Below are 18,214 nucleotides of genomic sequence, written 5' to 3' on the forward strand. Positions count from 1 at the left end.
GATCCGCGTCGCCCATCTGGAAGCCTTCGACGGGACTCCGGTTCTCGACATCAAGCCCGTTTTGACCGCGTCCGCGGCGAACCGGTGAGGTAGGTCGTCCGCCGCGGTCAGTCGCTGTCGCAGAGCGCTTTCAAGGTCCGCGGGACTTCTTCGGCCGGCAGATAGCATCCGGTCTGCTCGAAACCGCCGATGGTGTGGGTGGTGTAGTCGCCGTAGCCGATGCGCAGGAAGTCGTCGCCGCTGAGGCCGTGCACGGTCCAGTCGAAGGCCACCCGAGCTCGTGCGACGAGCGTACGCAGCGCCATCAGGTGATATCCGCGCGTAACGAATTGTGCTGGGACACCGCGCAATCCGATCTTCAGCGGGCGCGCTACGGCGTCGGCGCCGCCGAGGTCGACCACCATGCCGAGGTCCTGGTGCCGGTACGGCGTGGGCCGGCCGCCCCGCAGCGCGGCCACCAGATTCCTGCCGAGGTGACGGCCCTGGCGCATGGCGTGCTGCGCGGTGGGAGCACACAGCGTGCCCGCATCGGCGGTCAGGTCGGGAACTGCCGCCGCATCGCCACAGGCCCACACACCGTCGAGTCCCGGCACGGTGAACTCGGCGTCGGCGACGATTCGGCCCTTGGTCGTCGCCGCGCCCAGATGGCCGGCGAGGGGGCTGGGGACGACACCTGCGGTCCACAGCACCGTCCGCGTCGGGATGAAGCGTCCGTTGGTGAGCTGAACACCATGGGCGGTAACCTCTTTCGCCGACGCGCCGGTGATCAGTTCGATGCCGCGTTCGGCCAGATTCCGCTTGGCCTGTTCCCCGAGTCGCTGTCCGAGTTCGGGCATGATCCGGTCGCCGTGCGTGACCAGATGCCAGCGCACCATGCCGGATTCCAGCTTCGGGAAATATCGGCGCGCGGCGGCCCGGGTGACCTTGTTGAGTACCGCCGCGGTCTCGGTGCCGGCGTATCCGGCGCCGATGGTGACGAAGTTCAGGCGCTCCCGGTCTTCCTCCTCACCGCCGCGCACGGCCGCGATGTCCAGCTGCTGCAGGACGTGGTCACGCAGGAACATGGCCTCGGCGAGCGTCTTCATCCCGAATCCGTACTCGTCGAGTCCGGGCACGTCGAGGACGCGGGTGATGCTGCCCGGAACGAGCACCAGATGGTCGTAGTCGAGGGCACTTTCGGTGCCGGCCGAGCCGCGCACCACGACCTGCCGGGTATCCGGATGCACCCCGATCGCCATGCCGGGAACCACCTCGGTGCGGCGCAGCACCCGCCGCAGCGACACCGTGATCGACCGCGGATTCAGCACACCCGAGGCGACCTGCGGCAGCAGCGGCAGATACAGCAACCCCGCATCCGGTGTCACGAGTTGGATGAACGCTTCCTCCGCGCCGAGATGACGTTCCAGGTAACGGGCACATTCGACGCCGGAGAAACCACCGCCGATGATCACGATCTTCGCGGGACTCACGAATTCACTCTACTGATCGCACCGAAAACGCAGGCCGGGGTTCTCCGGCCGGGCCGAGGCCGTGGTCCCGGCGGCGAAAGTCGAATCGGCTCAACACATCACCGGCGACAGCCGATCGCCGGGCGGTTCGCCCGCTAGGCGGTGGCGTCCGGGACCGGGCGGGCCGGGGGCTGCGGCGCCAGTTGGACACCGGCCAGACCTGTCCAGCACAGGCTGGCGGTGGTGGCCACGGCCTCGTGTTTGGGCAGGGGTTTGCCGGTGGCGACCCAGTCCCGCGCACAGGACTGGGCGATCGCGACCAACTCGGCCGTGATCAGCCAGCCGTGTTCGGCGCGCGGCAGCGGATGCGGTGCCAGCGCCCGGGCGAGCGTCTCGATACAGATGGTGGCGGCCTGATGCGCGATGCGCTGCGCCGACGGTTCGTCGGCCACGGCGGCACCGGCCAGCAGGGCGGCGCTGCGTGGGCGGATGTCGGCGAAGTCGAACACCGCCGCTACCGAGGCCTCCACGATCGATCGCATGCCCTCGGCGGGTTCGAGTGCGGCGGTGAGCGTCTCCTCCAGCTCCTGCATCGCCTCGTGCAGCACGGCCAGATACAGTTCCAGCTTGCTCGAGAACGACTTGTACAGGACGGGCTTGCTGATCCCGGCCCGGCAGGCGATCTCCTCCATGCCCGCGGCCCGATACCCGCACGCGGCGAACAAACCCGCCGCCGCGGCCAGGATCACCCGCCGGCGTTGCTGCCCGGCCTGCGTCATCTGTCTGTCCACCACCTGGCACCTCCTGCGCCCACGGTACCGACGCCCCGGCCCGGCACAACCGCGGCCCGCACGATCACGCCGTTTCGCCCTCCTACGCCTCGAAGAGGCAGTCACTCGAGGGCGCGCGAGCAACGCCCGCCCGGCCGCGCCTACGGAGCGAGGACTATTCGCCCGAACACTTCGCCCGCATCCATCTTCCGGTGCGCGAGAACGGCATCGTCCAACGGCAGGATCTCGTGGACCACTGTGCGAAGTTCGCCGCGCCCGGCGGCGGCGAACTGTTCCGCACGAACGGCGCGGCGGTCGGATTCGGCGACGGTGTCCGCGCTGAAAGTGGCGAAGGACAACGACTTTCGGAACGCGGCCATCATCTGCATGCCGAAGTCCGCCGGTGGGTGGCCGCCCACGACACCGACCGCCACCATGCGGCCGTTCGGATTCAGATGGGCGAAGAACGAGGGCAGGTCCGCACCGGCTACGACATCGACGATGACGTCGTATCCCGCCGGAGCGTCCGCACCTCCCTTTCCCGAGCGGTCCAGGACGTGGGTCGCGCCGAGTCCGCGCAAACGATCGCCACGGTCGGCCGACGAGGTCGTCACCGCTACCGCGCCGGCGCCGCCCCGAGACGCGAGCTGAACGGCGGTGACGCCGATACTGCCGGCCGCACCCCGGATCAGGACCGACTCGCCGGGACAGAAACGGGCGTGCGCCAGGGCGAAATGGGCGACCACTCCGGAACTCCCGAGTGTCACGGCATCGACCGAGGACAGGTCCGGCGGCAGCGGGAGGACGTCCTGCACGCGGGCGCTCGCCTGCTCGGCATACCCGCCGCCGAATCCGGTGAAGGCCCACACCCGCCGGCCGGTCCAGGAGGGGTCCACCTCGTCGCCGACAGCGGTGACGATGCCCGCGACTTCGCTGCCGGGAACATGGCCGGCTTCGAACCCGTAACCGCCGATCGTGCCTCGGCGAATCACGGCGTCCACGCCGCCGACGCCGATCGCCTCGGTGGTGATCAGCACCTGCCCGGCGGCCGGCGCCGGCGCCGGGAGGTCGACCACGGCCAGTCCCTCGGCGGGTCCGAATGTGCGGATGACTACTGCCTTCACTCGTCTGTCCTCGCTTCGGGCGATTCCGGACCGGTCGAGCCGTCCGGGCTGTGCTCGACGCTAACGGACGCCCCCGTCCGTTTAGCTAAAGTGAGAGTGATGCCCGACGATTTGCCTCACCCCCTGCGCTCCGATGCCCGCGACAACCGCGAACGCATCCTGGAGGTGGCCCGCGCGCTGTTCGCGACCGAGGGCTTGGACGTGCCGATGCGCGAGGTCGCCCGGCGTGCGGGAGTCGGCCCGGCCACGCTGTACCGGCGCTTCCCGACCAAACAGATCCTGGCCACCGAGGCGTTCGCGGAACAGATGCACGCCTGCCGGGCCGTGGTGGACGCGGGACTCGCGGAGCCGGACGCGTGGCGGGGCTTCTGCCTCGTGATCGAGAAACTCTTCGCACTGCACGCTCGCAGCCGAGGCTTCACCGAAGCCTTCACGGCCACCTTCCCGCACGCGCTGGATTTCACCACCGAACGCGAATATGCGTTGAAAGCCGTTGCCGCGCTGGCACATCGAGCCAAGGACGCCGGCCGGCTCCGGCCCGACTTCGTCGTCGACGACCTGATCCTCATGCTCCTGGCCAACCGAGGCATGCACATCGGCTCGCCGGCCACCCGGGTCGCCGCCTCGCGCCGCTTCGCCGCCTTCGTGATCCGAGCCTTCGCCACCACCACGGACACCACACCACTTCCCCCTGTCGCCCGCGTAGCACCCGCGATCCTCTGACGCACGCCGATACTGGAGGTGGCGCGGGTCACTGCTGTCTGGCTGCTCACCGGCCGATTGCCGGGCGGGCGGGCGGCGCATGTAACCTTTCCTCCCAGGAACTCGCACCTGAGGCGGGTTCACCCCAGCCTGGTGTGGTCAGAAGGGAGATACCGATGGGTAAGCGTGGGCGTAAGAAGCGCAGCCGCCGTAAGAATGCGGCCAACCACGGCAAGCGGCCCAACTCCTGAGCCGTCGCGCCGTGCGCCCCGGGACCGCCCAGCGGACTCGGTGCACTGCTGAAAACGACAATGCGGCACGCCATCATGGATGGCGTGCCGCATTCGTCTGTGCGGTCAGGACTCGCGGTCGACCCGGGTTTCGGTGATGGTGATCGACCGCCGGATGTCGAGAGTGAGCCGCTCGCGCAGCGATTCGGGGGCACGATCCCCACCGCATTTACGGCTCAGCAGGCGCTTGAGCTTCTCTTCCAGACCGTATGCCTCGATACACGGCGAGCAGTGGTCCATGTGGTGCTGCAATCGCGCCCGCGTGGCCTCGTCGCATTCGCCGTCGAGAATCAGCCAGACGTCGGTGAGTACCGCCGAACAGTCCAGTTCCATCTCGTCCCCGGCGCCCCGATCGTCGTGCTCGTGCCCACTCGTGCTCACTGGGTTACCTCCTGACGCGCCCCGTTGCCCGTTCGGTTCCGGTCGAACCCCCGCTCGTGCGCGACATCGGCCAACAGCCCCTTGAGCTGTTTGCGCCCGCGGTGCAGCCGGGACATGACGGTGCCGATCGGAGTCCCCATGATGTCGGCAATCTCCTTGTAGGGGAAGCCCTCCACGTCGGCGTAGTACACCGCCATCCGGAATTCCTCCGGCAGCGACTGCAGTGCCGCCTTGATGTCGTCGTCGGGCAGCGCCTCCAGCGCCTCCATCTCCGCCGAGCGCAGACCGGTGGAGGTGTGCTCGGCCGTGGCGGCGAGCTGCCAGTCGGTGATCTCGTCGGTGGGGTACTGCGCGGGCTGGCGCTGCTTCTTGCGATAGGAGTTGATGTAGGTGTTGGTGAGGATCCGGTACAGCCAGGCCCGCAGGTTGGTGCCCTCCCGGAAGGACCGGAAGCCCTGGTATGCCTTGGCGAAGGTCTCCTGCACCAGATCCTCGGCGTCGGCCGGGTTGCGGGTCATCCGCAGGGCCGCGCCGTAGAGCTGATCCAGCAGGGGCAGCGCGTCACGCTCGAAGCGCCGCGCGAGTTCGGCCTCGTCCGCCGTGGAGCGTACGGTCGAACCGCCGTCGATCTCCGCGTCCTCGGCGTCGCGAGCCTCGGCATCCTCGGACGCCGGGTCGTCGTCCACCGGGTCGTCGGGGATCTCGATATCCTCCGGTCGGGAACCGCCCGCGGTGTCACCGCGGGGGCGATCGGCCGCCAGTTCGTCGTCGCTCGTCACGGAAGTCCCTTCGGTCGCCGTAGCATCTGAATCTACCGCGCGCGAGGGTCGCCGATCGAACCCGGTATCCGGGACGATGATGTCGATCAGCGGGTACGACAGCGAGTCGCCGGTCGTTACCGGGCGTTCGTCGACGAGGACGGTCACCGGCATCTCCTTCGAACTTTTCCGATCTCGAGCGGCTGCGAAGGCCGCTGCGCTGTGCTGGCGGAACAGTGCAACATGCACGACCCCCACTGTGTTCCCGAGGACGCGTCACACCCGGCGCATATGCGATTGCCGGGTGTGAACCGGCGCCGCTAGGGTGACCGGCATGGCCGCATCGACACCCGCGATCCGGGCGCTGACCCAGGCGAAGGTGCCCCATGCGGTGCATTCCTATCCGCACGATCCGCGCAGCGAGTCCTACGGCGACGAGGCCGTCACCGCCCTGTCGGAGCGGGTGGGTGTGACGGCCGCGCAGATCTTCAAGACACTGATCATCGAACTGTCGACCGGCACGCCCGCGGTGGCGGTACTCCCGGTTCCGCAGTCGCTGTCGTTGAAGGCGGCGGCCGCGGCGCTGGGCGCACCCAAGGCGGCCATGGCCGACAAGGCGAAGGCCCAGCGCATCACCGGTTACGTCCTGGGCGGCGTATCTCCGCTCGGTCAGAAGCGCGCACTGCCCACGGTGGTGGACGAATCCGCCCTGACCTGGGATCGCATCCTCTTCAGCGCCGGCAAGCGCGGGCTCGAAATCGAACTCGCCCCCGCCGAGCTGATCCGGCTGACCGGCGCGGTCACGGCGTCCGTCGTCGCCTGATTTCTCGCAGCCTGATTCCTCGCAGCCCGATTTCTCGCAGCCCGATTTCTCGCAGCCTGATTTCACGCAGCCTGGGAGATCCGACCGGCGTGATCGGAAATATTTGTGAGTAACAACTAGTTGGTGTATACAAATAGTTGATTGATACAAGTAGTTTTCGACCGGTACGCGGTCGAGCGGGCGCGAGCGGGAGGTCCGATATATGGACAGCGAGCAGGTGATCGATCAGATCGCCCAGCAGCTGATTCGCCTGGGGCGGATCCGGGAGCGGACGAACGCCCAGGTGGCGGCCACCTCACACGGCGACGTCGACCTCTCGGCCTACCGCATCATCTTCCGCCTGCTCTGGGACGGCCCGATGCGCTCCGGCGCGCTGGCCGAGGCCATGTACTCCGACGCCTCCACGATCAGCCGCCAGGTAGCGGCCCTGGTCAAGCGTGGCCTGTTGCGCCGCGAGGCCGACCCCGGCGACGGCCGCGCCAGCGTCCTGATCGTCACCGACGCCGGCAAGGAGATGGCCGCCCAGCTGCGCGCGCGGCGCAACGAGATGATCGGCCGCATCCTGACCGACTGGAACGACCCCGACCGCGAGCAGTTCGCGGTCCTGCTGCACCGCTTCGTCGACGACTACGAAGCCGCGCGACCGGCGATACTCACCCTCCCTCCCCCACGGAAGGCCGTGCGACGGAGAAGAATTCGTGACCACGACCACCACCCAGGCCGCAGCCGGCACCGCACCCGACGCCGCGGGCTTCACGCACCGGCAGGTGCTGGTGATCATGAGCGGCCTGATCCTCGGCATGCTGCTGGCCTCACTGGACCAGACCATCGTGTCCACGGCCATCCGCACCATTTCCGACGACCTCAGCGGATATTCGCTGCAGGCGTGGGTCACCACCGCCTATCTCATCACCGCCACCCTCAGCACGCCGCTGTACGGGAAACTGTCGGACATGTTCGGGCGCAAGCCCTTCTATCTGGCGGCGATCGCCATCTTCGTCGCCGGGTCGCTGCTGTGCACCATGGCGCAGTCGATGTACGAACTGGCCGCCTTCCGCGCATTCCAGGGGCTGGGCGCGGGTGGGCTGATGTCGCTGGCGCTGACCATCATGGGCGATATCGTCTCGCCGCGTGAGCGCGCCCGCTATCAGGGCTACTTCCTGGCCGTCTTCGGCACCTCGAGCGTCGTGGGGCCCGTGCTGGGCGGACTGTTCGCCGGTCAGCCGGCCATTCTGGGCATCGACGGCTGGCGCTGGGTGTTCCTGGTCAACGTGCCGATCGGGCTGCTCGCCTTCGCCGTGGTCACCAAGGTCCTGCACCTGCCGCGCCGCCCGCATCCCGGTGTGCGCATCGACTGGTGGGGCGTGCTGATGCTCGCGGTCGGCATAGTCCCGCTGCTGGTCGTGGCCGAGCAGGGCCGGGAATGGGGCTGGGGCAGCCCGGACGCCATCGCCTGCTATCTGATCGGCGTGGCCGGCGTCCTCGGCTTCGTCGTGGTCGAGGCGAAACTCGGCGATCTGGCCCTGATTCCGCTGCGGATGTTCAAGAATTCGACCTTCGCTCTGGGCGTGGTCATTTCGTTCGTGGTGGGCGCCGGCATGTTCGGCGGGATCTCCTTGCTGCCGCAGTATCTGCAGGTGGTGCGCGGATCGAGCCCGACCGTCGCCGGACTCCAGATGCTGCCCATGGTGCTCGGCATGATGACGGCCTCGGTGATCGCGGGCCAGACCATCTCCCGCACCGGCCGCTACCGCATCTTCCCGCTGATCGGCGCCGGCCTGCTGACCCTCGGACTGTTCCTGCTGCACCTGATCGGCGCCGACAGCCCACTGTGGCTGGTGATGATCTTCATGGCGATCGCCGGCTTCGGCCTCGGCAACCTCATGCAGCCGCTCACGCTGGCCTTGCAGAACGCATTGCCGCCGAAGGATATGGGTGTATCCACCGCCGCGGCCACCTTCTTCCGGCAGATCGGCGGCACCCTGGGGGTGGCGGTCTTCCTGTCCATTCTGTTCGCACAGCTGACACCGCATATCAGCGACGAATTACACAGTGCGGCAACCCGGCCGGCCTACCAGCAGGCCGTGATCGACGGTGCGCACAGTAGCAATCCGGCCGACGCGGCATTGTCGAAAGGCTTGCTGTCACATGATGTTTCGGCAGCGGGCCAGGTGATGAGCGACAGTTCGGTGATCCAGCAGTTGAATCCGACGCTGGCCCGCCCGTTCCAGGTCGGTTTCGCCGATTCGATGGACACCGTCTTCCTGGCCGTCGCGGCCATCGCCGGGATCGCGCTGCTACTGGTCGTGTTCTGGAAGGAAGTGCCGCTACGCACGGCGGGCGGACTGCAGGCCGGTGCGGAGACCAGCGGGCCGCGTGTCCTGGTCGATGCCGACTCCGCTCCGGTGGGCGGCGAGAAGGCCGAACCGACCGCGACAGCGGTGCGGGCGGAGCCGGATCCGGCGGCGACTACACAGAGGTGATCCGGCGCGGGCGGCAACACTCCGCCGGACACGCTGCGCCACACCCACGATTCCCGCGAATTACCCGAAGCTCACCTGTCTCTGTGCGTTACTGGTCGAGCAGTTCGTTCTCCCCCGATTCGTTCCGAACCGAGGATGTGATGCGAAATGACCCATCGTCCGCGCGTACGTAGCCTGCTCGCCGCGACCGCCGGCGCCGCAATGCTCGCTCTGGGATCCGGTCTGCTGGCGGCAGCGCCCGCCGGCGCCGCCCCGAATGCGCCGGTCCCCGTCCACGATCCGAACTATCCGCTCGGCGGCGACGCCCAACATCCGGGCACGCCGGAGCAGGACCCACAGGCGGAGAAGGCCGAGAAGCTGGGCGGCCACGCCACCACCGACATCATCGAACTGGCCACCGACACCACCACGAAGATCGTCGAGATGGGCGCCGACGTCCTGAAATGTGGACTGAATATCGCGATGCCATCCGTGAAATGTGACTAGTGGCAGGCGAACAGCGCCGGGCCGGGTTCAGATCAAGCTGATCTGCCCGGCCTGTTCGCTGCCCGCGCCCGGTACCGGATCCAGCAGCTGCGGACCGTTGTTGCGCACCGAATTCACCAGCGGCGAGACCGGCCGCGCGACGATCGACGAAATCACCTGCGGCTCCGGGGTTTCCAGCAGTTCGTGCGGCGCCGGATGGTCGGGGTCGAGCCAGGCGTCCCAGTGTTCGCGCGGCATCATCAGCGGCATCCGATCGTGGATACGGGTCAGATCGCCCACCGCGTCGGTGGTGAGAATGGTGCAGGACAGCAGCGGGGCCATGTCCCGCTGCGCCGGATCGCGCCACACCGACCACAGGCCGGCCATGTACAACCGGTTCCCCTCCGCATCCGACATGTAGTACGGCTGCTTCACGGCCTTCCCGGACCCGGTGGGATGCGGTTCCGTGAGCCACTCGTACCAGCCGTCCATCGGAACCAGACAGCGGCGCTTCTTCACCGAATCCCGGAACGAGGGTGCGGTGGCGGCACGGTCGGCGCGGGCATTGAACAGCGGCTTGCCCTTGGCCGGAATCCCGGGTTCGGCAGCCTTGGTCCACACCGGGATCAGACCCCAGCGCATACGACGGATGCGTAGCGCCGGATCGTCGTCGGGATGGTCGTGGTCGTGGCGGCGCACGACGGTGAGAATGCGATTCGTCGGGGCGACGTTGTAGTTGGCGCCGTTTCCGGATTCACCGCCGGCACTCGTGCCGCCATCACCGCCGGACGCCGGCTTTCCCGCGGCGGCGTCGCCACTCGGCGGCCCGTCGACGGTTTCGTCGAGGGCGTCGAGTTCGACCGCCAGCCTGGCGGGATTCGCCGTGGTCGCATATCTGCCGCACATATCTCCATGCTGCCATTCCGGACCGACAGAATCCGTAGGCTCGGCTATACCCACACAAACGAGACGAAGCCAACTGAAGGCGATTGACATCACATCGCGAATGTGAGAACTTTTTGCCACAACTCTCTCATTAGGGGTCGCCGCACCATGTCCACCACCGAGTCCACCGCCGGCACCGCGTCGGCGCAGGCAGCCGAATCCGCTCGGCCCACCGAGCTCTCCTCACTCAATCCGGCCACGGGCGAGGTCATCGCCACGCACCCCATCGCCGACGACGATGCGGTGCGCGCGGCCGTCGCCAAGGCCCGCGCGGCCGCCGCGACCTGGGGCGGCCTCAGCTTCGCCGACCGCAAACGGGCGCTGCTGCGCTGGTCCAGCCGCCTCGTCGCCCGTGCCGACGAATTCTGCGATCTGATCCACGCCGAGAACGGCAAACCGCGCGACGACGCGTACCTGGAATTGATGCTGGCCCTCGAACACATCGCCTGGGCCGCCAAGAACGCCGAGAAGGTCCTCAAACCGAAGAAGGTCTCCCCCGGCGCCCTGATGTCGAATTTCGCGGCGTCGATCGAACAGCGGCCGCTGGGCGTGGTCGGGGTGATCGGCCCGTGGAACTATCCCGTCTACACCCCCAACGGCTCGCTCGCCTACGCGCTGGCCGCCGGTAACACCGTGGTGTTCAAGCCGAGTGAATACTCCACCGCGATCGGTAATTTCGTCGGCCAGGCCTTCGTGGACGCCAACCCCGACCTGCCCGAGGGCGTTTTCGTCACGATCAACGGCTTCGGCGCGACCGGTGCCGCGCTGGTGCGCGCTGGGGTCGACAAGATCGCCTTCACCGGCTCCACCGCGACCGGTAAGAAGATCATGGCCGCCGCGGCCGAAACACTGACTCCCGTGTTGCTGGAATGCGGCGGCAAGGACGCGGTGATCGTCGCCGCCGATGCCGATATCGCGGCGGCCGCCGACGCCGTGGCCTACGGCGCGACGATGAACAGCGGCCAGACCTGCGCCGGCGTCGAACGCGTCTACGTCGACAAGTCGATTCGCGAGCCGTTCCTGGCCGAGGTGAAGAAGATCCTGTCGAACGTACACGCCGGATCCGACGACAAGGCCTCCTACGGTCCGATGACCATGCCGTCGCAGATCGACATCGTGCGCCGGCACATCGAATCGGCTCTGGCCAACGGCGGCACCGCGGTGCTGGGCGGCCCGGAATCGGTGCACGCGCCGTATATCGAGCCGGTCGTGCTGGTCGATGTCGACGAGAGCTCGGACGCCGTCTCCGAGGAGACCTTCGGCCCGACCGTCACCATTCGCACCGTCGAGAACATCGACGAGGCGGTCGACCTGGCGAACAACTCGAAGTACGGCCTGGGGTCGGCGGTGTACTCGCGCAAGCACGGCCTCGAGATCGCCCGCCGCCTGCGCGCCGGTGCGACCTCGGTCAACTCGGTGCTCGGCTTCGCCGCCATCGCGTCGCTGCCCTTCGGCGGCGTCGGCGACTCCGGTATCGGCCGCATCCACGGTGCGCCCGGTCTGCTGGAGTTCACCAGCCCGCATTCGATCGCGGTGCAGCGCTTCACCATTCCGGGTATGGCGCTGCTGAGCTACAAGCGCACCGACAGCACGATGAAGCTGCTGCGCAAGGTGGTTCCGCTGCTGCACGGTCGCAACAAATAGATGTCTCTCGATCGGGCCCGCACCCAATGGTGCGGGCCCTTTCGCGTGCCGAAATCGGCCGTGGCTACCGGTGAGATCCCGCATGAGGCCGCGAATGTCCGAATCCAGCAAATAAACGAGCATACGTCGGAGATCACAAAACCGCGCTCCCTGCACACAGGGGCAGCTCTCATGCGCGAAGATGGTCCGGTGAGTTTCTGGCCCGCGCCCCACATCGACCATGCCGTGCACGCGACCGTCACCCTGCCCGGGTCCAAATCGATCACCAACCGGGCATTGATTCTGGCCGCGCTCGCGGACCGCCCCTCGACGATCACCGGCGCCCTGCGCAGCCGGGACACCGAGCTGATGATCGCGGGCTTACGCGCGATGGGCACCGAAATCACCGGTGACGGCGACACCCTCGCCGTCACCCCGCCGACGCAATTGCACAACGCCACCGTCGATTGCGGACTGGCCGGCACCGTGATGCGGTTCCTGCCGCCGGTGGCCGCGCTCGCGCACGGCGATGTCGTGTTCTTCGGTGACGAGCAGGCGCGGCTGCGCCCGCTGCACACGATCCTCGACGCGCTGCGCAGCCTCGGCGTCGACATCGACGGCAACACCCTGCCCTTCGTCGTCCACGGCGCCGGGACGCTGCGCGGCGGGTCGGTCACCATCGACGCCTCCGGTTCCTCGCAGTTCGTCTCCGGGCTGCTGTTGTCGGCGGCGCGGTTCGAGACCGGGATCACCGTGCAGCACGAGGGCGCGCCGCTGCCGTCCATGCCGCATATCGAGATGACGGTGCAGATGCTGCAGCAGGCCGGGGTGCGGGTGCAGGCGCCGGCCGATCCGCGCAAGGAACAGGTCTGGACCGTCGAGCCCGGACCGATCCACGCCGTCGACTGGGACGTCGAACCGGATCTGTCCAACGCCACGCCCTTCCTGGCCGCGGCAGCGGTCACCGGTGGTGAGGTGACGATTCCGCACTGGCCGCAGCTGACCACCCAGGCCGGTGATGTGATCCGCGAAATCCTGGTCCGGATGGGCGCCGAGGCGCGGCGCTTCGACGGCAAACTGACCGTGCGTGGCCCGCAGTCCCTCGCCGGTATCGATATCGACCTGCACGATGTGGGCGAGCTGACGCCGACCGTGGCCGCCCTGGCCGCACTGGCAGACTCCCCGTCGCGGCTGCGCGGAATCGCCCATCTGCGCGGACACGAAACCGATCGGCTGGCCGCGCTGACCACCGAGATCAACCGCCTCGGCGGCAACGTCACCGAAACCGAGGACGGACTGAGCATCGAGCCGGCCCCGCTGCAGGGCGGCCAGTGGCATTCCTACGCCGATCACCGGATGGCCACGGCGGGAGCGATTCTCGGCCTGCGCGTACCCGGCGTGAGTATCGAGGACATCGGCACCACCGCCAAGACACTGCCCGAATTCGTCACCCTGTGGGAATCGATGCTGACGGGTGCCGGCGCCTTATCGGGTGAGGGAGCGGCCCACTGAGGCGCCGGGAGTACGACGAATCCGATGTCCGGGTCCGCCCGGGCAGGGGTTCGCGTCCCCGCACCAAGACCCGGCCGGAACATCGAGACGCGGTGTCGGCCATGGTGGTTTCGGTGGACCGGGGCCGCTGGGGGTGCGTGCTCGGCGACGATCCGGATCGCCGCGTGGTCGCGATGCGGGCGCGGGAACTGGGCCGCACGCCGATCGTCGTGGGCGATCAGGTGGATGTGGTCGGCGATCTGTCCGGCCGGCCCGACACCCTGGCGCGGATCGTGCGCGTCGCCGATCGCCGAACGGTATTGCGCCGCACCGCCGACGACACCGACCCCTTCGAACGCATCGTGGTGTCGAACGCCGAGCAGTTGTTCATCGTCGTCGCGCTGGCCGATCCGCCGCCCCGCACCGGCTTCGTCGAACGCGCCATGGTGGCCGCGTATGCCGGTGGGCTGCAACCGATTCTGTGTCTGACCAAACACGACCTCGCCGCCGATTCCGAATTCGCCTCGGAATTCGCGGATCTGGATCTGACCATCGTCTACGGCGGCCGCGACGATCCGCTCGAACCCATTCGCGAGCTCCTGCGGGATTCGCTGACCTGCCTGCTCGGCCACTCCGGCGTCGGTAAGTCGACACTGGTGAATCGTGTTGTCCCCGAAGCGGAACGAGCCGTGGGGACGGTCTCCGGCGTCGGCAAGGGCCGCCACACCTCGACCCAGTCCGTAGCACTGCCGCTGGAAGGCGGCGGCTGGGTCATCGACACCCCGGGCATCCGCTCCTTCGGCCTCGCCCACATCTCGCCCGACGACGTGATCGCCGCCTTCCCCGACCTGTCCGAGGCCATCGAGGACTGCCCCCGCGGCTGCACCCACCTCGGCCCACCCGCCGACCCGGAATGCGCACTGGACGCACTCCCCGGCAAAGAACGACGGGTCGCCGCGATCCGACTGCTGCTGACGGCACTGAATTCCAACGATCCGTGGGTGCTCGGCAACGGCTGAGGTACGGTGCTCACTCGGCGCGTCCCGGGCGCGGAGTCGCCGCCAGGCTCGCCTGCCCGATCCACTGCGGTACCTGCCGCCGGATCGACGCCGGGGCCACGATCTGGGTCGTTTCGTCCCGTAGCGCGGTCGCCCAGCTCCGGTCGCCCCGCCAGATCTCGGTGAACTGCCGCAACGTGCTGCGGACGGTCGCCGCGACCTCGAATCCGGGATCGTAGTCGCAGATCGCCGCAGTACCACGCTCGACCAACAGCCACCAGTGCGCCTCCTTGCCGGGGACATCGGTGAACTCGACCGCCAGAACCGTCCGCTCGTCGGGCCACGCCCGGATCGGGATCGTGCGACGGATATCCCACAGCAACAGGTGCGGATCCAGATCCCGGTCGCCGAGATCGCCGATCCAGCGCACCCCCCACGCTCCGAGCGCCTCTACGACGGTCGACAGCTCTCGTCCGGCGTCGGTCAGGATGTAGGCGGCGCGTCCATCGACACCGATCTCGCGACGCAGTACCCCGGACCGCTCCAGCGAGCGCAGACGACGGGAGAGCAGAGCGGGCGACATCTTCGGATTGCCCCGCCGGAGCTCGTTGAAATGTGTACTGCCCAAGAGCAATTCGCGTACGACCAGCAAAGTCCACCGCTCGTCGAGGACATCCATTGCCTTGGCGATCGGGCAGAACTCCCCGTAGCCGGACACACAACCAGTAGACCACTCGGCGCGCGCCGGGTACAGATGTTGTACTGGCCGACGCTACCTCCGCCGCCGATGCTAGCGATATGACAGCTATCCATCACACCCAGCAATCACCCGTCGGCCTCACCGAACGCACACACGCGCTCTGGGCCCTCGGCGACTATCCCCGCGTCGCGGACACCGTCATCCCCGGCCTGGGCCGGCGCCTGGTTCGAGCCTGCGATATCCGTCCCGGCCGGCGAGTGCTCGATATCGCCGCCGGAGCGGGGAATGCGGCCATTCCGGCGGCCGAAGCCGGAGCGGACGTCATCGCCAGTGACCTGACGCCGGAAATGTTCGACGCGGGCCGGGCCGCGGCGGCCGCCCGCGGTGTCCACCTCACCTGGGAGACCGCCGACGCCGAGGCGCTGCCGTACGACGACGGCCGATTCGACGTCGCCATGTCCTGCGTCGGCATCATGTTCGCCCCGTCGCACCGGGCGGCCGCCGACGAACTGCTCCGCGTGATCGCGCCGAAGGCGACGATCGGGCTGATCAACTGGACACCGGAGGGATTCATCGGCGAAATGTTCGCCATCGCGAAGCGGTTCGCACCGCCTCCGCCGCCCGGTGCGCAATCGCCGCTGCTCTGGGGCACCGCCGACCACCTCCGGGAGCTGTTCGGCGACCGCGTCACCGACCTGCACATCGAGCGCGAATTCGCGACGGTGGAATGTTTCGCCGACGGGGACCGCTTCCGTGACTTCTTCAAGGCCAATTACGGTCCGACGGTCGCCGTGTACAAAGCCCTGGCCGGCGACCCGGATCGCATCGCCGAACTGGACCGCGCCCTCGCCGACCTGGCCGCTCGCCACGACCTCGGCGGCGGGCGGATGCGCTGGGAGTACCTTCTGGTCACCGCCCGGCGGGCGTGACGTGGTTCCGATTCCGGCGAGGGCGGGGACCGGCCGCGTTCACGCCGAGGTCGGCAGCCGGCGCTCGCCGTGCGTGATGGCCGCGGCCAGATCGTCGAAGCCGTTGACCAGTTCCGCCACCCGGAACCACGCCGCGTGTACTGCCAGATCGTCGGTGGCGGTTTCCAGCAGGTGTGCGGCGCGGGCGTACGCCGCCATGAGCCGATCGATCACGGAGCCGACGGTTTCGGTGTGGATCGCGGTGCCGTGCCGATGCTGTGGCACGTGGGCTTCGATCCATCGGTCGATCACGCGCACGGTCTCGCGGCGCGATACGTCGGCCGCGCGGCGATACTCGGCATCGTGCGACTGGGCCGCACCGGTGTGCAGTTCCGCGAGTTGGCGCGCGAGCGGATCCAGGGGATGCGCGGCCGGGCGCGAATCACGCACCATCCGCAGCAGCATCTCGGCGGTGGGCAGCTCGCCGATCACCTCGGCGCCCCCTCCCTCCAGCACCAGCAGCGGCGATACCGTGGCCACCCGGGCGCCCTCGGTATCCGGGAGGTCACCGGTCACCGCGAGCACCGCCTCCGGGCGCGGTAGTGGATACCGCACCGGAGCCCGCCGTCCCGGCGGACTCGGTGACGCGGTGTGGTGAGAATGGCGGCGTCGAACACATGGGCAGCTCCTGGTCGGTGTCGGCCTTCCGATGAAACCGACCGTATGCCCCGGATTAGCTGTTCGCTTGCATCCCGGTTCCCTCTGTTGAGAAGTCACAGACGGGACCGGCGCGGGGTGCTGACGAAGCACATAACCAGGCAGTGACTACGGCGTGAGCACCAGCCGTCCGCGCAATCCACCGGCGGACAACCGCTCGTGCGCCTCGGCCGCGCGCTCGAGCGGAAGGACATCGGCGACCCGCAACGTCAGGCCGAGCGCCGCGAGTTCGGCGAGCGCGGTGCCGTCGGCTCTGATCCATTCCTGATGAATTCTCATGCCGCGCAACGGAACAGGGGCCGGACCACCGGCCACTCCGGCGTACGCGCCACCGTTGCGGACCGCCGCCGTGGCACGCACACCCAGACCCGCGCCGTCCAATGCGCCATCGACACCTCCGGGAACCAGCGCGCGTATCGCTTCGGCGAGGTCGGCGCAGCTACGAGGCACGGTCCATTCGGCGCCGAGCCCGCGAACGAACGCCGCATCCTCCTCGGCGACCTGCGCGACGACCCGCAGTCCGCTCCGCACGCCCAACTCGACCGCGAAGCCGCCGACCGCACCCGCGGCACCGGTCACCAGCAGGGTCTCACCGGCGCGAAGGTCGAGCAGCGCGAGCGCCTGCTGGGCGGTCAGCGCATTCAGCGGCAGGGTGGCCGCCTCGGTCGCATCGACGTCCGGTGGCGCCGGAGCGACCGCATCGGTATCGAGGACCAGATACTCGGCGTAGGCACCCAGCGACCGGTCGAGCAGATCACGCAGCCCGATAACCCGTTGCCCCACAACGAATGTCGTGACTCCGGGACCGATACTGTCGACGGTTCCCGCGACGTCCCAGCCGATTCCGATGGTGTCGCGCGGTGCCATCAGACCCGCGGCGATCAGGGCGCCGCTGCGGGTCGCGATATCGACCGGATTGACCGCGGCCGCCTCCACCCGGATCCGCACCTGCCGCGGTCCGGGCTCGGGCACCGGCGCCCGCACCACCTCGAGTGCCTCCGGGCCACCCACCCGCCGAACGACCACTGCCCGCATGCTGTTCCGAGAACTCATGCTGCACAACATATGGAGAGCTACTCTCCATGGGGAAGTACGCACTCGAAGGTGCGTATCCCACCCGGAGGAGACCCGTGACCACCCGAACCGCCGCCCAACGCCGAGCCCAGGCGAGCGCCGACTACGACGCGTACCTGGCGCAATGCCCCGCTCGGCAACTACTCGACCGCATCGCCGACAAATGGGTGAGCCTGGCCGTCAACGCCCTCGCCGACGGCCCCCAGCGCTACAGCGACCTGCAACGCCGCCTCGCCAGCATCAGCCAGAAGATGCTCACCCAAACCCTGCGCAACCTCGAACGCGACGGCCTGGTCTCCCGCACGGTTACCCCCGCGGTCCCGGTCCGCGTCGAATACGAGCTCACCCCCCTCGGCCACTCCCTGCTACCGGTGATGCGCGCGGTCAAGGACTGGGCCGAGCAGAACATGGACCGGGTCCACGCGGCCCGCGAACACTACGAGCAGCAGACCGGAACCGCGCCTCACGACAGCGGCCGGCCCACCTGATCGGTGGGCCGGCCGCTTCGTGTGCC

The 18,214-nt window shown here is 68.4% G+C and carries 19 protein-coding genes and 1 pseudogene; 11 read left to right on the forward strand and 9 right to left on the reverse strand.

The genetic code is table 11. The features are described 5' to 3' along the window. Positions 1-107 precede the first annotated feature (107 nt). From ON23_RS21205 to ON23_RS21215, 3 genes are all read right to left on the reverse strand, one after another. Complete coding sequence (locus ON23_RS21205; RefSeq protein WP_039780292.1) at positions 108-1,469, reverse strand: NAD(P)/FAD-dependent oxidoreductase; 1,362 nt, start codon at positions 1,467-1,469, stop codon at positions 108-110. A gap of 134 nt (positions 1,470-1,603) precedes the next feature. After that, a complete protein-coding gene (locus ON23_RS21210; RefSeq protein ID WP_157170259.1) occupies positions 1,604-2,242 on the reverse strand; it encodes a TetR/AcrR family transcriptional regulator in 639 nt (212 codons plus the stop codon). A gap of 137 nt (positions 2,243-2,379) precedes the next feature. Next, positions 2,380-3,342 (reverse strand): zinc-binding dehydrogenase, encoded by a 963-nt coding sequence (locus tag ON23_RS21215; protein WP_039780294.1) that lies wholly within the window; start codon positions 3,340-3,342, stop codon positions 2,380-2,382. 99 nt (positions 3,343-3,441) lie between these two features. On the opposite strand from ON23_RS21215, the gene ON23_RS21220 reads away from it, so the two are divergent. Beyond that, positions 3,442-4,065, forward strand: a complete 624-nt coding sequence (locus ON23_RS21220; protein ID WP_039780295.1) for a TetR/AcrR family transcriptional regulator — start codon at positions 3,442-3,444, stop codon at positions 4,063-4,065. Between the two features lie 155 nt (positions 4,066-4,220). After that, complete coding sequence (locus tag ON23_RS39815) at positions 4,221-4,295, forward strand: 50S ribosomal protein bL37 (RefSeq protein WP_369801531.1); 75 nt, start codon at positions 4,221-4,223, stop codon at positions 4,293-4,295. A 105-nt stretch (positions 4,296-4,400) separates the two neighbouring features. Here ON23_RS39815 and rsrA read toward each other — a convergent pair whose 3' ends face one another. Beyond that, complete coding sequence (rsrA, locus tag ON23_RS21225; protein WP_039780346.1) at positions 4,401-4,667, reverse strand: mycothiol system anti-sigma-R factor; 267 nt, start codon at positions 4,665-4,667, stop codon at positions 4,401-4,403. A 44-nt stretch (positions 4,668-4,711) separates the two neighbouring features. Then, the gene (locus tag ON23_RS21230; RefSeq protein WP_039780347.1) at positions 4,712-5,344 is read right to left on the reverse strand and encodes a sigma-70 family RNA polymerase sigma factor; all 633 of its coding nucleotides are present in this window, start codon (positions 5,342-5,344) and stop codon (positions 4,712-4,714) included. Positions 5,345-5,807: 463 nt separating this feature from the next. Between ON23_RS21230 and ybaK the strand changes: the two genes are divergently transcribed. The 4 genes and pseudogenes from ybaK to ON23_RS21250 all read left to right on the forward strand — a co-directional run bounded on the left by ybaK (position 5,808) and on the right by ON23_RS21250 (position 9,265). Next, positions 5,808-6,296, forward strand: a complete 489-nt coding sequence (ybaK, locus tag ON23_RS21235) for a Cys-tRNA(Pro) deacylase (protein WP_039780296.1) — start codon at positions 5,808-5,810, stop codon at positions 6,294-6,296. A gap of 358 nt (positions 6,297-6,654) precedes the next feature. Continuing rightward, a pseudogene (locus ON23_RS39365) lies at positions 6,655-6,744 on the forward strand (MarR family transcriptional regulator); the annotation flags it as partial. A 250-nt stretch (positions 6,745-6,994) separates the two neighbouring features. Continuing rightward, a complete protein-coding gene (locus tag ON23_RS21245) occupies positions 6,995-8,779 on the forward strand; it encodes an MDR family MFS transporter (protein ID WP_051043012.1) in 1,785 nt (594 codons plus the stop codon). A gap of 147 nt (positions 8,780-8,926) precedes the next feature. Beyond that, positions 8,927-9,265 carry a hypothetical protein gene (locus ON23_RS21250; protein ID WP_039780299.1) on the forward strand — a complete coding sequence of 113 codons (339 nt, stop codon included), beginning with the start codon at positions 8,927-8,929 and terminating at the stop codon, positions 9,263-9,265. Positions 9,266-9,292: 27 nt separating this feature from the next. On the opposite strand, the gene ON23_RS21255 is transcribed toward ON23_RS21250, so the two are convergent. Beyond that, positions 9,293-10,150 carry an SOS response-associated peptidase gene (locus ON23_RS21255; protein ID WP_039780300.1) on the reverse strand — a complete coding sequence of 286 codons (858 nt, stop codon included), beginning with the start codon at positions 10,148-10,150 and terminating at the stop codon, positions 9,293-9,295. A gap of 147 nt (positions 10,151-10,297) precedes the next feature. Here ON23_RS21255 and ON23_RS21260 point away from each other — a divergent pair, with 147 nt between their 5' ends. The 3 genes from ON23_RS21260 (at position 10,298) to rsgA (ending at position 14,322) form a co-directional block, all read left to right on the forward strand. Further along, positions 10,298-11,833 carry an aldehyde dehydrogenase family protein gene (locus ON23_RS21260; protein ID WP_039780301.1) on the forward strand — a complete coding sequence of 512 codons (1,536 nt, stop codon included), beginning with the start codon at positions 10,298-10,300 and terminating at the stop codon, positions 11,831-11,833. Between the two features lie 171 nt (positions 11,834-12,004). Then, positions 12,005-13,324, forward strand: coding sequence for a 3-phosphoshikimate 1-carboxyvinyltransferase (aroA, locus tag ON23_RS21265; RefSeq protein WP_039780303.1), 1,320 nt, complete (start codon positions 12,005-12,007; stop codon positions 13,322-13,324). Next, on the forward strand, positions 13,321-14,322 hold the full coding sequence (gene rsgA / locus ON23_RS21270; protein WP_039780305.1) for a ribosome small subunit-dependent GTPase A: 1,002 nt from the start codon (positions 13,321-13,323) through the stop codon (positions 14,320-14,322). The genes aroA and rsgA overlap by 4 nt, the downstream gene beginning before the upstream one ends. 10 nt (positions 14,323-14,332) lie before the next feature. Here the strand turns inward: rsgA and ON23_RS21275 are convergent, their stop codons facing one another. Further along, on the reverse strand, positions 14,333-15,019 hold the full coding sequence (locus ON23_RS21275) for a winged helix-turn-helix transcriptional regulator (RefSeq protein ID WP_039780307.1): 687 nt from the start codon (positions 15,017-15,019) through the stop codon (positions 14,333-14,335). Positions 15,020-15,099: 80 nt separating this feature from the next. Between ON23_RS21275 and ON23_RS21280 the strand changes: the two genes are divergently transcribed. Next, positions 15,100-15,930: a class I SAM-dependent methyltransferase gene (locus ON23_RS21280; protein ID WP_039780309.1), complete on the forward strand. Its 831-nt coding sequence runs from the start codon at positions 15,100-15,102 to the stop codon at positions 15,928-15,930. Between the two features lie 39 nt (positions 15,931-15,969). Here ON23_RS21280 and ON23_RS21285 read toward each other — a convergent pair whose 3' ends face one another. Both ON23_RS21285 and ON23_RS21290 read right to left on the reverse strand, forming a co-directional pair. Beyond that, positions 15,970-16,485, reverse strand: coding sequence for a DUF4254 domain-containing protein (locus ON23_RS21285; protein WP_157170260.1), 516 nt, complete (start codon positions 16,483-16,485; stop codon positions 15,970-15,972). Between the two features lie 249 nt (positions 16,486-16,734). Continuing rightward, on the reverse strand, positions 16,735-17,679 hold the full coding sequence (locus ON23_RS21290) for an NADP-dependent oxidoreductase (RefSeq protein ID WP_039780351.1): 945 nt from the start codon (positions 17,677-17,679) through the stop codon (positions 16,735-16,737). Positions 17,680-17,756: 77 nt separating this feature from the next. On the opposite strand from ON23_RS21290, the gene ON23_RS21295 reads away from it, so the two are divergent. Next, positions 17,757-18,188: a winged helix-turn-helix transcriptional regulator gene (locus ON23_RS21295; protein ID WP_039780310.1), complete on the forward strand. Its 432-nt coding sequence runs from the start codon at positions 17,757-17,759 to the stop codon at positions 18,186-18,188. The last annotated feature ends 26 nt before the right edge of the window (positions 18,189-18,214 follow it).

It is taken from the genome of Nocardia cerradoensis NBRC 101014 (assembly GCF_000308535.1).
In the GTDB taxonomy this organism is placed as follows: Bacteria; Actinomycetota; Actinomycetes; order Mycobacteriales; family Mycobacteriaceae; genus Nocardia; species Nocardia cerradoensis.